The 14,352-nt window shown below is 69.2% G+C and carries 15 protein-coding genes, 1 pseudogene and 1 riboswitch; of the genes and pseudogenes, 12 read left to right on the forward strand and 4 right to left on the reverse strand.

Annotated features, from left to right (window positions below):
* Position 1: 1 nt before the first annotated feature.
* Positions 2–523 carry a LytR C-terminal domain-containing protein gene (locus tag BJ980_RS14705; RefSeq protein ID WP_343047821.1) on the forward strand — a complete coding sequence of 174 codons (522 nt, stop codon included), beginning with the start codon at positions 2–4 and terminating at the stop codon, positions 521–523.
* Between the two features lie 226 nt (positions 524–749).
* Here BJ980_RS14705 and otsB read toward each other — a convergent pair whose 3' ends face one another.
* Positions 750–1,595 (reverse strand): trehalose-phosphatase, encoded by an 846-nt coding sequence (gene otsB / locus BJ980_RS14710; RefSeq protein WP_179502984.1) that lies wholly within the window; start codon positions 1,593–1,595, stop codon positions 750–752.
* A 110-nt stretch (positions 1,596–1,705) separates the two neighbouring features.
* Positions 1,706–1,845: riboswitch (SAM riboswitch) on the forward strand.
* Positions 1,846–1,854: 9 nt separating this feature from the next.
* Here otsB and thrC point away from each other — a divergent pair.
* The gene (thrC, locus tag BJ980_RS14715) at positions 1,855–3,123 is read left to right on the forward strand and encodes a threonine synthase (RefSeq protein ID WP_179502985.1); all 1,269 of its coding nucleotides are present in this window, start codon (positions 1,855–1,857) and stop codon (positions 3,121–3,123) included.
* Positions 3,124–3,144: 21 nt separating this feature from the next.
* Positions 3,145–3,423 (forward strand): MoaD/ThiS family protein, encoded by a 279-nt coding sequence (locus BJ980_RS14720; protein WP_179502986.1) that lies wholly within the window; start codon positions 3,145–3,147, stop codon positions 3,421–3,423.
* 138 nt (positions 3,424–3,561) lie between these two features.
* Here BJ980_RS14720 and BJ980_RS14725 read toward each other — a convergent pair whose 3' ends face one another.
* Entirely contained in the window at positions 3,562–4,401 is an 840-nt protein-coding gene (locus tag BJ980_RS14725; RefSeq protein ID WP_218855530.1) for an AraC family transcriptional regulator, read from the reverse strand.
* Between the two features lie 158 nt (positions 4,402–4,559).
* Between BJ980_RS14725 and BJ980_RS14730 the strand changes: the two genes are divergently transcribed.
* The 6 genes from BJ980_RS14730 to BJ980_RS14755 all read left to right on the forward strand — a co-directional run bounded on the left by BJ980_RS14730 (position 4,560) and on the right by BJ980_RS14755 (position 9,866).
* On the forward strand, positions 4,560–5,573 hold the full coding sequence (locus BJ980_RS14730) for an ABC transporter substrate-binding protein (RefSeq protein WP_179502988.1): 1,014 nt from the start codon (positions 4,560–4,562) through the stop codon (positions 5,571–5,573).
* The gene (locus BJ980_RS14735) at positions 5,570–6,514 is read left to right on the forward strand and encodes a siderophore-interacting protein (protein ID WP_179502989.1); all 945 of its coding nucleotides are present in this window, start codon (positions 5,570–5,572) and stop codon (positions 6,512–6,514) included. The genes BJ980_RS14730 and BJ980_RS14735 overlap by 4 nt, the downstream gene beginning before the upstream one ends.
* Positions 6,511–7,506, forward strand: coding sequence for an iron chelate uptake ABC transporter family permease subunit (locus BJ980_RS14740; RefSeq protein ID WP_218855531.1), 996 nt, complete (start codon positions 6,511–6,513; stop codon positions 7,504–7,506). The genes BJ980_RS14735 and BJ980_RS14740 overlap by 4 nt, the downstream gene beginning before the upstream one ends.
* Positions 7,503–8,522 (forward strand): iron chelate uptake ABC transporter family permease subunit, encoded by a 1,020-nt coding sequence (locus BJ980_RS14745; RefSeq protein ID WP_218855532.1) that lies wholly within the window; start codon positions 7,503–7,505, stop codon positions 8,520–8,522. The genes BJ980_RS14740 and BJ980_RS14745 overlap by 4 nt, the downstream gene beginning before the upstream one ends.
* Positions 8,519–9,292: an ABC transporter ATP-binding protein gene (locus BJ980_RS14750; RefSeq protein ID WP_179502990.1), complete on the forward strand. Its 774-nt coding sequence runs from the start codon at positions 8,519–8,521 to the stop codon at positions 9,290–9,292. The genes BJ980_RS14745 and BJ980_RS14750 overlap by 4 nt, the downstream gene beginning before the upstream one ends.
* 100 nt (positions 9,293–9,392) lie before the next feature.
* Positions 9,393–9,866 (forward strand): OsmC family protein, encoded by a 474-nt coding sequence (locus tag BJ980_RS14755; protein ID WP_179502991.1) that lies wholly within the window; start codon positions 9,393–9,395, stop codon positions 9,864–9,866.
* Between the two features lie 176 nt (positions 9,867–10,042).
* Here BJ980_RS14755 and BJ980_RS14760 read toward each other — a convergent pair whose 3' ends face one another.
* The gene (locus BJ980_RS14760; protein WP_179502992.1) at positions 10,043–11,635 is read right to left on the reverse strand and encodes an AMP-binding protein; all 1,593 of its coding nucleotides are present in this window, start codon (positions 11,633–11,635) and stop codon (positions 10,043–10,045) included.
* A gap of 182 nt (positions 11,636–11,817) precedes the next feature.
* Here BJ980_RS14760 and BJ980_RS14765 point away from each other — a divergent pair, with 182 nt between their 5' ends.
* The gene (locus BJ980_RS14765) at positions 11,818–12,663 is read left to right on the forward strand and encodes an SGNH/GDSL hydrolase family protein (protein ID WP_179502993.1); all 846 of its coding nucleotides are present in this window, start codon (positions 11,818–11,820) and stop codon (positions 12,661–12,663) included.
* 24 nt (positions 12,664–12,687) lie between these two features.
* Here BJ980_RS14765 and BJ980_RS14770 read toward each other — a convergent pair whose 3' ends face one another.
* The gene (locus BJ980_RS14770) at positions 12,688–13,320 is read right to left on the reverse strand and encodes a helix-turn-helix transcriptional regulator (protein ID WP_179502994.1); all 633 of its coding nucleotides are present in this window, start codon (positions 13,318–13,320) and stop codon (positions 12,688–12,690) included.
* Positions 13,321–13,438: 118 nt separating this feature from the next.
* Between BJ980_RS14770 and BJ980_RS19605 the strand changes: the two are divergent.
* Positions 13,439–13,849 (forward strand): annotated as a pseudogene (locus BJ980_RS19605) (DUF2249 domain-containing protein); the annotation flags it as partial.
* 123 nt (positions 13,850–13,972) lie between these two features.
* Entirely contained in the window at positions 13,973–14,248 is a 276-nt protein-coding gene (locus tag BJ980_RS19610) for a DUF2249 domain-containing protein (RefSeq protein ID WP_425490361.1), read from the forward strand.
* Positions 14,249–14,352 lie beyond the last annotated feature (104 nt).

The following is a 14,352-nucleotide window of genomic DNA, read 5'->3' on the forward strand; positions in this document are numbered from 1 at the left end:
CGTGTCCAGCCAGTCCGTGAAGCGCGCCAGGGATGAGCGAGGCGTCGCCTTCCCCTCGCCGCTGGTGATCCTGAGCATCGTCGCGGTGGCGATGGCCGGCATCGCCTTCGTGGCGACCAACAACGACAGCCCCGACCGCGAGATGTCGACCGTCTCGCAGCCGGCCACGTCCGAGACCCCGAGTCCGACCGCGACGATCGCGCCGACCCCCAAGCCGAAGCCGAAGAAGAAGGCTGCGGTCGAGCGGGACAAGGTCTACGTCGAGATCTACAACAAGACCGCAGTCAAGGGTCTGGCCGGCAGCACCGCCACCAAGGCCACAGACGTGGGCTGGCAGGTCGTCGCCACGGACAACTGGGTCGGCGGCAACATCCCCTCCGCCACGGTCTACTACCCCTCGCGTCTCAAGGACGCCGCCAAGTTGCTGGCCAAGGACCTCGGCATCGAGCGCACTGTGCCCGCCGTCGACCCGATGCGTGGCGACCGGCTCACGGTGATCCTCACCGCCGACTACGGATCCTGACCGCGAACCTGCAGTTGTTGTCGCGCGAACCGGCAGTTCTTGCGCGTCGAACTGGCAGTTGTTGTGGCGCGAGCCGGCGATTGTTGCGCGTCGAACTGGCAGTTGTTGATGGTTGAGCCTGCAGTTGTTGCGGTGGCATCGGACAAGAAGTGCAGGTTCAACGCGCCATAACTGCAGGTTGGACGCGCAACAAGTGCAGGTTGGACGCGCAACAAGTGCCTATTGGTCAGAGGCGGGTGTCGGCGGCGTCGGCGGTGAGCTGACGCAGCAGGTCGAGTACGCCGTCCGGCCCGTCGACGGCGATGTCGGCCAGGTCGCGCAGCGCGCCCTGTTCTGACGAGGACGAGCAGACCAGCAGGGTCGGCATACCCGCGTCCCGGAGCTCTCCGACGGCGGCGAACGCCTCCACGTCGCCCAGGTCGTCACCGGCGAACAGGAAGCCACCGGCCTGCTGCTCGCGGGCGACCCTCCGAACCGCATCGCCCTTGTTCGTTCCCGGTGCGCGGACCTCGATCACGCTGCGCCCGGGCTCGACGGTGAGGTCGTTGGCGGCAGCCAGATCGGCCAGCGGCTTGCTGAGACGTTCGAATGCCGCCTCGGCATCGGGTAGGCGCCGGGTGTGGATGGCGACGGCCAGGCCCTTCTCCTCGACAAAGGCGTCGAAGGCGTCTGCGCGCCGCAGCGTCGAGGGGAGTGAGCGCAGGAAATTGCCCAGGCCGCGAGGCGGCCGCGGGGAGATGATCCGGCGCGAGGTGGAGGACCAGCGCTCGTTGCCGTACTGCCCGAAGACGTGCAGCTCCTTGCCGTGCTCACCGATCGCTTCGCCGACCGCGTCCAACCCGCCGAGGGCCAAGGCCTGGCGAGCCGGGCGTCCGGTGATGATCGCGATCGCCTTGACCACCTCGGCCAGAGCGACGAGGACCTCGGGCGCGTCGGCGTGGATGCGGGCTTGGGTCGGGTCCTCCACGATCGGGGAGAGGGTGCCGTCCATGTCGAGACCGATGACCGACTCGGCGAGTGCCCGCACCAGGGCGGCGTACCGGTTCTCGGCCTCGGCGGAGATGAACTCCATGACGGCAAGCCAACCACATCGCCTCCTGGTGCGCAGGTGCCCCAGATCGAGGTGTCCAGATCGCGGACGTGATGTGCACATCGTGAGACGCGCTGCGTAGTGTGGCGATCAGCTCATCGAGAGGGACTGAGGGAACGGCCCAGTGAAGTCCCGGCAACCGCCACGAGTCCCCTGATCCGCCCGTCGGACCAGTCGTGGAAACGGTGCTAATTCCGGCCCACGGCGAGATACGACGCGGGGAAGATGAGAAGGAGGACTCATGAGCGCAGCAACCGTAGAGGCCAAGAAGACCCTGCGAGACGGCGCCTTCGGGCACGCCACGGCACTCTCGTGCCGCGAGTGCGGCCACCAGATCGAGCTCGGTCCGCACTATGCGTGTCCGGAGTGCTTCGGCCCCCTGGAGATCGCCTACGACTTCCCCGAGGTCACGAAGGCGGAGATCGAGGCCGGGCCCCGCAACATCTGGCGCTACAAGGCGCTGCTCCCGGTGCCCAGCGACATCGAGCAGAGCCCCAACATGGAGCCCGGATTCACCCGGCTGCTGAAGGCCAACAACCTGGGCCGCGAGCTGGGCATCGACAACCTGTGGGTCAAGGACGACTCGACCAACCCGACCAACTCCTTCAAGGACCGCGTGGTCGCCTGCGCCCTGAGTGCCGCCCGCGAGCTCGACGCGAAGGTCTTCGCCTGCCCCTCCACCGGCAACCTGGCCAACGCCGTCGCCGCAGCCGGTGCCCGGGCCGGCATCAAGACCGTGGTCTTCATCCCGAGCAACCTCGAGCAGCCCAAGCAGGTCAACTCCGCGATCTACACCGAGAACCTGATCGCGGTCGAGGGCAACTACGACGACGTGAACAAGCTCGCCTCCGAGATCGCCGGCGAGGAGGACGGATGGGCGTTCGTGAACGTCAACGTCCGCCCCTACTACGCCGAGGGATCCAAGACCCTGGGCTATGAGATCGCCGAGCAGCTCGGCTGGCGCCTGCCCGACCAGATCGTCATCCCGGTCGCCTCGGGTTCCCAGCTGACCAAGGTCGACAAGGCCTTCCAGGAGCTGATCAAGCTCGGCCTCGTCGAGGACAAGCCCTACCGCGTGTTCGGTGCCCAGGCTGAGGGCTGCTCGCCGGTCTCGGCGGCGTTCAAGGCCGGGGTCGACGCGATCCGCCCGGTCAAGCCCGACACCATCGCCAAGTCGCTCGCGATCGGCAACCCCGCCGACGGCATCTATGTGCTCGACGTCTGCAACCGCACCGGTGGTGCGGTCGAGGACGTCACCGACGACCAGGTCCGCGACGCGATCGTGCTGTTGGCCCGCACCGAGGGTGTCTTCACCGAGACCGCCGGCGGCACCACGGTCGGCGTGCTCAAGAAGCTCGTCGAGACGGGTCAGCTCGACACCTCGCTCGAGACTGTGGTGATCAACACCGGCCACGGACTCAAGACCCTCGACGCGATCTCTGACCGGGTCGGTGCCCGGGCCACGATCGCGCCGTCGTACGACGCCTTCGTCGCCGCCAAAATCATCTGATCACCGCAGCAAAGGAATCCCATGAGCGTCTCCGTCCGCATCCCCACGATCCTGCGCACCTACACCGGTGGTGAGTCCGAGGTGAGCGCCCAGGGCGAGACCCTGTCGGCGGTCCTCGACGACCTCGACGCCAACCACGCCGGCATCAAGGCGCGCATCCTCGACGACAACGGTGCGCTGCGTCGCTTCGTCAACGTCTACGTCGGCAACGAGGACGTCCGCTTCCTCGACAACCTCGACACCCCGACCCCGAACGGCGCGCAGGTGTCAGTGATTCCTGCCGTCGCCGGCGGTTGCTGATCTCGACCTTCGAGCGCCGCTCACCCGGACCGGGTGGGCGGCGCTTCGCATTCCCGGGCGCTCCGGCGCTACGACTAGGCAGGTGCTCGCCGCGTTCGTCCCAGGTCCCGAGGGGCATGAGGACTGCAACCGCGCGACTCAACTGGCCGCGAGGTGCTGGGCGAACCGTCCCGGAGTCTCACCGAACTCGCGGGTGAATGCCGCCACGAACGAGGACGCGCTGGAATAGCCGACGAGGTGAGCGGTCTCGGTGACCGAGTGGCCGTGCAGGAGGGCCGCGGCCGCCTTGAGCCGGATCCGGGTGCGCAGGGCGGTGAACGACGCATCGAACTCGCGCTCGATGTCGCGTTGCAGGGTCTTGGTGCTGACGTGCAGGCGAGCTGCCCAGTCGGCCAGGCCGGTGCAGTCCGCCGGATCCGCAAGCAAGGACCTGGCCACCGAGTGGGCCGGCGACTGCCAGGACCCTGCGTGCTCGATCTCTCCGGCCGGGCAGGCCGCGAGCGCATCGAGAATCGCGACTCGCGCTCGTAGACCCTCCGCCTCGCTGATGCCGGGGCGGGCCAGCGAGAGCAGGGTCGCGCGGGCCTCCTCGCCCGGGGCGAGGACGGCCGCGTTGAGATCCGTCAGTCCGCTCGGAGCCTGCCGCACGCACGTGCGCAGGATGGTCTGCACGCCCAGGCCCCGCACCTCCGCCACGACGCCGCGCCGGAGCCAGAGCATCTCGGTGGGCGCCAGGAACCGTGAGGTGGTGCCTCGCCTGACCATCAGGACCCCGTCGGGCGACCAGAACACCTGGTGCAGGAAGTCGTCGCGATCCTCGGGGAAGTCCGGCACCGTGGAGCTCGCGGGATAGCGAAGGACCAGGATCCCGGTCGGGGGACCGAGGCCATAGCCGAACTCCTCGATCGCGATCTCGCCCGAAGACGTCGCAGTGCGCGGGACCGACAGGGACCGGGCCTGTCCTCTCGGCGACACCATCTGACTCCTTCACGACACAGCGACAACGTCCACTAAGGGTAGCCTCACCTAGCGTCGGACGTGGGGGGATCCCGTCCTGCGAACCACTCTGCCCGCGCTCGGGCAGGAGTCACGGCCGCCCCGGTCGTCGTACTCCCAGAACACGAAGGAACACCGCCATGCGTTCACGCTCCACCCTCCGCCGCGCCACTGCCGCGGCCGCCGCCGCCACCCTCGCCCTTGCCCTGAGCAGTTGCTGGGCAGGGGAGAGCGAGGCAGAGGCCTCCGGTGAGACGGTCACCTTCAGCGCCGACAACGGCGAGGTGGAGATCCCCAAGAACCCCGACCGCGTGATCGCCACAGGCTATGCGGTCCCGGTGCTCCTGGAGGCGGACGCGCCCCTGGTCGGGATCTCGGAGTGGGGCCGCGGCACCGCGATGATGTCCGAGGAGGACCTCGCGACCTATGAGAAGACCGAGAAGATCATGGGCGAGACCGCGGACACGATGAACTACGAGGCCGTCGAAAAGGTCGACCCCGACGTGATCATCCTCGGTGTCCCACTGCCGGTCCTGGGCGATGTGAACATGGACCGCTTGGAGAAGATCGCCCCCGTCGTGGTGCTCGGTCCCTCCCTGCCCGATGACTGGAAGAAACTCGGAGGCCGCCAGGCCGAGGCTGCGGGCGTGCTCACCAACTTCGAGGAGCAGAAGGCGACCTACTATGCCAAGGCCGACGAGCTGAAGGCGAAATATGCAGAGGGCGTCGAGGGTCTCGACTTCGCCCACCTCGGAGCCTACGGGGACGTGGGTGCTGGTGAGTTCCAGCGCGAGTTCGGTGGCTCCTACGGCACCCACATCGTGGGCGACCTCGGCGTCACCTACTACGGCAAGGTCAAGGACGCCAGTGACGGCGGCGCAGCCCAGGTCAGCGAATATTCTTCGATCGAGGAGGTGCCCGAGACCTTTGCGGACGCCGACTACATCACCTACACCCTCGGCACGGACGGCAAGATCTCACCCGAGGTGCAATATGTCCTCGACTCGAAGCTGTGGAAGAACCTGCCCGCGGTAAAGGCCGGTCACGTGATCCCGGTCCAGTTCAGCGAGGCGGCGACCTACGAGTCGGCCCTGATCACCCTCGACGCCATCGACAAGGCCTTTGCCAAGGCCTTCGCCGACGAGCTCAAGTGACCCAGGACCGCGCCAACCCCGGACCACTGGTCCGCGCCCACCAGTCCGGTGGGCGCGGCACCGTCCGGGTGCCCTATCCGGTCGGGATCCGCACCGTTCGGGTGGTCTCGCGCACCGAGGTCACCCCGCGGATGCTGCGGTTGACCCTGTCCGGCCCGGAGATCGCGCATCTGCACTCCCACGCGTGCGACGACCACGTGGGGGTGGTCTTCCCGCTCGGGGACGGCACGCGCAACGACCCGACGTACAACCCCGAGCGACTCATGCTCGACTGGCACCAGCCGATGCCGCCGATGCGGAAATACACCATCCGGCGCCACGATCCGGCCATCGGGGAGCTCGACCTCGACATAGTGCTGCACCCCGGCGGGCTTGCCTCGGACTGGGCCGTCGGCGTGCAGCCCGGCGAGGACGTGGTGCTGGCTGGGCCGCCCGGGTCACTGGCCTTCCCGAACACCTACGGCCACTACGTCTTCGCGCTCGACACCACGGCACTGCCGGCGTTCGCCCGGTGGCTGGACGAGGCTGACTGGCTCGAGGAGCGCGGTGTGACGGTCCAGGTCGTGGTCGACCACGACCACGACGAGGAGACGGCCTACCCACTCGCAGTGCGGGCCGGCGTGAGCATCGAATGGCTCTGTCGCGCAGGTGGATCGCAGCTGGCAGACACGGTCGCCGAGCTCGATCTCGGTGGTCGCGACGCCAGCGACGTGTTCCTCTTCGCCGCCGGAGAGGCCGGTGACATCAAGCCGTTGCGCCGCTGGTCCAAGGAACGCGGGATCGACTCGCTGGTCACTGGCTACTGGAAGCGGGGCGCGGTCGAGCTCGACCACGAGGACGAGGGTGCCCCGGACCATGACCAGGACCACGAGCACGACCACGACCACGACCACGAGCACGACACTGACCACGACGACCACGACCACCGTCACGACGAGTGATCACGACGCCCCACCGGGTCCCGACCCTTGCCCTGGTCGGCGGGCTCGCGCTCCTCGTCGCAGCTCTGCTGCTCAGCCTGACCGTGGGGAAGGGCGATGTCGGCGTTGCCGAGTCGCTGCGGGCCCTCCTCGCGCCTGACCCCACCGACAACGCCCACATCACCGTGCGCACCGTGCGGGTGCCACGGGCGATGCTCGCGGTGTTGGTCGGGGCTGCGCTCGCGCTCTCGGGCGCACTGGTGCAGACACTGACCCGGAACGCCCTGGCAGAGCCCGGCCTGCTGGGTGTCACCGCGGGCGCCTCGTTCGCGGTCGTGGTGGCCACCCAGTTCTTCGATGCTTCCGGCCAGGCAGTCATCCTGGTCGTCGCGTTCGCCGGTGCGACGCTCGCCGCCTTCGCCGTCCAGGCCGTCGGCGGGGCGGACCCGCTCCGCCTGGTGCTGGCCGGGGTCGCCCTGACGGCGGTGCTGGCCGGATTCTCGATCGGGATCCGGCTGATGGACCCCGAGACCTTCGACGTCTATCGGTTCTGGTCGGTGGGATCCCTGGCCGGCCGGGAGCAGGCGCCTCTGCTCGTCCCGTGCGTCGTGCTGCTCGTCGCGCTCGGCGCAGCCCTCCTGCTCGGCCCTGCGTTGAGCGCCGTGATGCTCGGTGACGACGTGGCCCACGGGCTCGGCGTCTCCGTCGCCCAGATCCGGGTGCTGACCCTCCTGGTGGCCACGGTCCTGGCCGCTACGGCAACGGCGGTTGCCGGACCGATCATGTTCGTGGGCCTGATCGTCCCCCACGTCGTACGCCGTGTCGCGCAGGGCTCCATCACCTGGCTGATGGCGCTGTGCCTGATCGTCGGACCGCTGCTGATGATCGTCGCCGACATCCTCTCCCGCGTCCTGCTGGAGACCGGCGAGGTGCCGGTGGCCATCCTCACCGCGGTCATCGGGGGACCGGTCCTGATCTGGGTCGTACGCCGGCACGGGGCGGTGGGCGTGTGAGTTCGCTGTCACTGCCGCTCGGCACCGGTCGCTCGTTGCGCGTCGACGTGCGCACATCCGTGGTCTGCCTTGTCCTGCTCGTGTTCTCGCTCATCGCCGCGATGGCCTCGCTCTGCTATGGCAGCGGCTGGGATCGACCCTCGGACGTACTCGCGGCCCTGCGCGGAGAGGGGCCGATCCAGGTCTCGGTGACCCAGTGGCGGATGCCACGCATCGTGGCCGCGATCTTCTTCGGCGCAGCCCTGGGCCTGGCGGGCGCGATCTTCCAGAACATCACCCGCAACCCGCTCGGAGCCCCCGACATCATCGGCCTCGACGCGGGCGCCTACACCGGTGTGCTGCTGGTCTTCACGATGACCGTCGCCACCGAGGCCTCGATCACGCTGGCCGCCATCTGCGGGGGCCTGATCGCTGCGTTGGTGGTCTATGCGCTCTCCGCCGGCGCCGGTTTCTCCGGACTCCGGCTGATCGTGATCGGCATCGGGGTCCAGGCGGTCCTCACCGCCGTGAACTCGTGGATCATCCTGCGTGCCGAGCTCGACGTGGCGATCTCGGCCAGTGTCTGGCAGGCGGGCTCGCTCAACGGCCTGGACTGGGTGGACATCGACGGCCCGGTGACGATCATCGTGGTGCTCGCCCTCCTCCTGACGCTGCTGTCGCGGCCGATGCACCAGGCAGCCCTGGGGGACGAGCTGGCGATCTCCTCCGGGGTCGGCCTGGGCCGGCTGAGGATCCTGCTGGTGCTGATCGGCGTCGGCCTCTCGGCGACCGTCACCGGCGTCGCCGGCCCGATCGTCTTCATCGCCCTCTCGGCGCCCCAGATCGGGCGCCGCCTGACGGCTGCGGCCGGCGTACCACTTCTGCCTGCGGCGCTCACCGGCGCCTTCCTGCTCACCGGCTCGGACCTGCTGGCCCAGTGGCTCCTGGCACCGACCATGCTGCCCGTGGGGGTGGTGACCACCGGGGTGGGTGGCCTCTACCTGTTGTGGTTGCTGACGAAGGAGATCCGCCGATGAACCGCCTGCGTGCACGCGAACTGAGCCTGGGCTATGGCGACCGCCTGGTCGTGGAGGGCCTCGACCTGGAGCTGCCGGACGGCGCCTTCACCGCCATCGTCGGGCCCAACGCCTGCGGGAAGTCGACGCTGCTGCGATCCCTGGTGCGGCTCCAGCCGGCCCGAACCGGGAACGTCGAGCTCGACCAGCGGCCGATCACGTCGTGGAAGGGCAAGGAGATCGCCCGGGAGCTGGGCTTCCTGCCGCAGTCCACGGTCAGTCCGGAGGGGATCCGCGTCGCAGGCCTCGTGCGGCGCGGGCGCTTCGCGCACCAGGGGCTGCTCGGTGCGTGGACTCCTGCGGACGAGGAGGCGGTCGCGTCGGCAATGCAGTCCGCAGGGGTGGCTGACATTGCCGACCGGCCGCTGGCCGAACTCTCGGGCGGCCAGCGGCAACGGGTCTGGATCGCGATGGTGCTGGCCCAGCAGACGCCCTATCTGTTGCTCGACGAGCCGACCACCTTTCTCGACATCGCTCACCAATATGACCTGCTCCGCCTGCTCCGGCGCCAGGTCGAGGAGGGTCGCACGGTGGTCGTCGTGCTGCACGACCTGAACCAGGCCTGCCGTTTCGCCGACCACGTCGTGGCCATGCGCGCCGGCCGGATCGTGGCCTCGGGTCGGCCGGCCGAGGTGGTCACCGCACCGTTGGTGGAGGAGGTGTTCGGGATGGAGTGCGTCGTGGTTCCCGATCCGGTGACCGGCACGCCGATGGTGGTTCCCGCGCACTGACCCCTGCCCCTGTGACGCGGGGTCCCTGTGGCTGGACACGGCGTGCAGGGGCGAGCCGTCCACAGACCGCACGAGTGGCCCGGTGGGTGAGGATGGGGCCATGGATCACACCTATGTGCTCGACCTGAGTTGGCAGGGCAATCGCGGCACCGGCACCAGCGGCTATCGCGACTACGGCCGTGAGGTGCTGCTGAGGGCCGCGGGCAAGCCCGACCTGGCGGGCTCGGCGGACCCGACCTTCCGTGGTGACGCGTCCCGGTGGAATCCCGAGGAGCTGCTGCTGGCGGCTCTGGCGCAGTGCCACCTGCTGTCCTACCTGCACTCGGCGGTGCAGCACGGCGTCGTGGTGACGGCGTACGACGACTCGCCCGTCGGCGCGATGGTGACCTCAGGCCAGGGCGGTCATTTCACAAGCGTCGTACTGCGTCCGCAGGTCACCGTTGCCTCCGCCGACCAGGTCGAGACCGCGTTGGCCATCCATCGAGAGGCCAGCGAGAACTGCTTCATCGCGGCCTCGGTGAACTTCCCGGTCACCCATGAGCCGAGCGTCCACGTCGTCGCCGGCGCAGAGTAGAACTCGCCGACCCGGCAGTTGTTGACGCCGCAGCGAGGGCTACCCCCGCATATCGATCGCCGACCCGTCAGTTGTTGACGGATTGGGCGTCAACAACTGCCGGGTCGGCGGAGTGCGGGTGTCAACAACTGCCGACTCGGTGGGGTGCGGGTGTCAACAACTGCCGGGTCGGGGGATCAGGTGAGGAGTTCCTTGGCCAGCTTGCTGCTGGCCGGGTAGTCCACCTTGCTGACCGGAGTGCGCGGCACCTCAGGCACGAAGAAGATCGTCTTGGGGACCTTGTAGTTGGAGATCAGCGACCGGCAGTGGGCGCGCAGGTCGTCCTCGGTGACCGTCGAGTCCTCACGGCGCTGGACCAGGGCAGTCACCTGCTGGCCCCACCGCTCGTGGTCGGTGCCGACGACCACAGCGTCGAAGACGTCCTCGTGACGCAGCAGGACCGCCTCGACCTCCTCGGGGTGGACCTTCTCGCCGCCGGTGTTGATGCAGACCGATCCGCGGCCCAGCACGGTGACAGAGCCGTCCTCCTCGCGCCGGGCGAAGTCGCCGGGGATCGACCAACGGACCCCGTCGATGACCTTGAACGTTGCGGCGGACTTCACCTCGTCCTTGTAGTAGCCCAACGGCACCGCGCCGGAACGCCCGAGCATCCCGTCCTCGCCGACCGCGGCCGGCTTGAGGTCGGGGGTGAACACCTCCACGTCCGGGCCGACCCCGAACTTCGGCGCGCCCAGTGGTCCGCCGGTGCCGTCGTCCATCGCCGAGCCGGTCGCGCCGGACTCGGAGGCGCCATAGGAGTCCAGGATGAATCGGCCCGGGAGCGCTCGACGGATCTCCTCGCGCACGCCCTCGGAGAGGGGAGCGGCGCCGTTGGAGACGGCCATCAGTGAGGACAGGTCCCACCGATCCGGCTCGGCAAGGATCGCCTCTGCGACCGGACGGCCCATCGCGTCGCCGAGGAACGTCAGCGAGACCACCTGCGCCTTCTGTACGAGGTCGAGGATCTTGTCGGCCTCGAAGTGCGGCTCGGTGTAGAGCGCGACGGAGAAGCCGGCCACGTGCCCGTTGCCCAGGATCCACTGGCTGCCGCCGTGCATCATCGGGCCGCCGGCGAGCAGCGTCATCGGGTTCTCGTTGGCGGCGGCCTCGGCCGCCAGCTGCTCGACCGAGTCGAAGGGCGCGCCGAACCGGCTGGCGTTCAGCGCCGCCCGAAGGATGTCCTCCTGGCGCCAGACCACGCCCTTGGGGCTGCCGGTGGTGCCACCGGTGTAGATCACGTAGAGGTCGTCGGCCGACCGACCGGCGATCTGACGCTCCGGCGACGCCGCGGCCAGGGCGGCGTCGTACTCGTCGCCGAGCACGATCAGGGTGCGCAGCTGCGGAAGGTCGAGCGCGCGTACGGCGTCCACGTAGTCCGGCGCCACGATCGCGGCCACGCAGTCGGCGTTGTCGTAGAGGTAGGCCAGCTCGTCGTGGAGGTACTTGAAGTTGATGTTGATCGGCACGGCGCGGGCCTTCATCACGCCATAGAAGGCGTCGACCCACTCGATCCGGTTCATCGAGTGCACGGCCACGTGGTCACCCGGCTTGACCCCGATGGAGATGAGGTGGTTGGCCAAGCGGGTGGATCGCTCATCGATCTGCGCAAAGGTGAACTCGTCATCGATCGTCTTGACGGCGACGCGCTCAGGAATCGAGTCGGCCATCGCCTCGAGGACATCGGCGACGTTGATCGGGCGGGCGGCGGTGGTGGCAGTGTTCTGGGTCACACGCACAGGATCGCCCCTAGAACGTGTTCTCGTCCAGCGTTTCCCGATCAATGGATCCCCGAGCCCGTCCGCGGGGAGTCTTCACGCCCGCGCCATCCGCGATTGGCCGCCTCGTCACGTGCGGATGGTTCAACGGAGCGTGGGCGGATCCGCACGCGTGGACGCCGAGGAGAGAGGGTGCGATGTCGAGGAGCAGGCCCGGTGGCGGGGCGATCGTGACGGCGGCGGGCATCGCCGGAGCGGCGGGATTCGTGATCGGCTCACGGCACCTCCTCTCGCGCCAGGCAGCCAAGGCGCGCGCGGTGATCGGCAAGCCGCTCGGGGAACAGGCGCTGCAGGCCGACCGGGTCTACAAGAAGCGCTTCGGGTCCGAGGTGGACCTGCTGATGCTCGGCGACTCGATCGCGGCAGGACTCGGCGCCGACCTGCCCAGTCACACCCTCGGTGCCCGGCTCGCGAAGTATGTCGCCAAGGCCACCGAGCGCTCGGTCCGGCTCAGGAGTGTTGCCGTCGTCGGCTCGGAGAGCAGCGCACTCGCCGGCCAGATCGAGTCCCTGCCGCCGTCGTACCGTCCCGACGTCGCGGTGGTGATCGTCGGCGGCAACGACGTCACCCACCGGATCCCGGTCGCCGACTCGGTCCGCCAGCTCACCGAGGCGATCGTGGCGCTGGCCGAGCGCGGCGCGGCCGTGGTGGTCGGCACCTGCCCGGACCTGGGCATGCTCCGCCCGGTGCCGCAGCCGTTGCGCGCACTGGGCTCACGAGCGTCGAGGCAGCTCGCGTCGGCGCAGCAGGCCGCGGCGCTGGAGCAGGGGGCGTACGCCGTCTCGCTGTCCACCGTGGTCGGTCCGTTCTTCATCACGAACCCGGACGAGATGTTCAGCCTGGACCGCTTCCATCCCTCGTCGACCGGCTACAAGCGCACGGCCAAGGCGATCCTGCCGTCGGTGCTCGTCGCGCTCGGTGTCACCGAGGAGTCCCCGTTGGGCCACCATGCGCCGGTGACTCCCCAACGACCTATCCAGTGACCTGCCGGCGCTGTGGGGACGGGATCACTCGGCAGTGGGCACCGGCAACGTGAGCAGGCAGGCACCCGGCTCGGCGAACGGGACCAGCTCGGTCCCGTTCGCCCGTACGCCGTGCTCGGCGTAGGCGCCCTCGATGATGCCCAGGTGCACTCCGCAGACCACCTCGGGATGCTGGTGTGCCGCCTCGAGCAGGGGGCAGCGGGTGAGGTGCAACAGGTCGGGAGTCTCCGCGTCGGCCTCCGGCGCGAAGCCGAGGTCGCCGAGCAGGCGCACCATCTCCTCCCGGGCGACGGCGCCGGAGGACTCGGTGGCTCCTCGGTCCCGGGCCAGACGTCGGCCCCAGGCGATCCCGGCCTCGGTGCCGGCGCGGGCGGGGTCGTCGCTGTTCGCGGCCAAGGAGGCAGCGAGCACGGAGGCGAGGGCGGCGTACTCGCCGGTGGCCGCCTCCTCGCCGGTCGTCTCGTAGAGCCAGGCCGGCCTGCCCCTGCCCGAGGGCAGTGCGCGATCGCGGCGGACCAGGCCGTCGGCGACGAGCGCGTCGAGGTGCTCGCGCACGGTGTTGGTGTGCAGGCCCGAGAGTCTCACGAGAGCCGCGAGAGTCGTCGGTTCGGGCTGGCCGCGCAGCTGCTCGAGGATGCCTCGTCGCGAGGGCGACATGGGGCGACGGGGGGAGCGGGGCCGAGGGCCGAGACGCCGATTATTTTCCACGGACCTAAGTGTAGTTAATATGAGGCATCGACCGCCAGTCGGGCGGTCCGCATCGAAGGGAACGGCCATGGAAAATCTGGTCCTGGCTTCAACGCAAGCGGATGCGAAGGCTGCCGAGCTGATCGTTCGACACCACGCCGAGATGGACGCGACCCTCGGCCTCAAGACCGAGCTGGTCGCCACTGCCGCCCGCACCGCGGCGCACGACCCGGCCGAGGAGGCCCGGATCGGGTTGCACCGCTGGTGCCGCGACGTCCTGGTCCCGCACGCCATGGCCGCCGAGGCGACGCTGTGCCGCGCTGGCGGAGACCTCCCCGAAGGTCGGCTCCTGGTGGAGGCGATGGTGGTCGAGCACCGGATCATCGGTGACCTCGTCGAGACGATCGCCCAGTCGGACGACGCGATCGACACCGCGCTCGCCGCCTCGGCGCTGCGCCACCTGTTCACCGCGCACCTGACCAAGGTGAACGACCAGCTCGTCCCGCTCCTGGTGCGCGAGCCGAGCACGTCGTTGCGCGAGCTGCTCGACGAGCTCGAGGCGCGCTTCGCAGCGGCTGGCGAGAAGACCGAGAAGGACACCGATGACGGCTACGGTCACCCGGTGCACGCGCCCGGTGAGTGCGGCTGCGGCGAGCGCGACGTCTCCGCTCACCCCGAGCTCGACGCCCGTGCCGTGCCGCACGCGATCCGGCACGCGACGGTGTTCGGTGCCCTGGACGCGGTCCGGCCGGGCAGGTCGATGGTCCTGGTCGCGCCGCACGACCCGCTCCCCTTGCTGCGTCAACTCGAGGGTCGCCAGCCCGGAGTCTTCGAGGTGGACTACCTGCAACGAGGACCGGACGCCTGGCGGCTGCTTCTGACACGTCGGGACAGCTGAGTCCCTGCACGATCCCGACGACTGTGCCAATGTGGTGCCAGCAACACCGTGCCCGACCTGGAGGACCGATGGCATTGAGCTCGACCAAGTTGCCGAACACTGAA

Origin of the sequence: Nocardioides daedukensis (assembly GCF_013408415.1) — a bacterium.
GTDB classification, from domain to species: Bacteria; Actinomycetota; Actinomycetes; order Propionibacteriales; family Nocardioidaceae; genus Nocardioides; species Nocardioides daedukensis.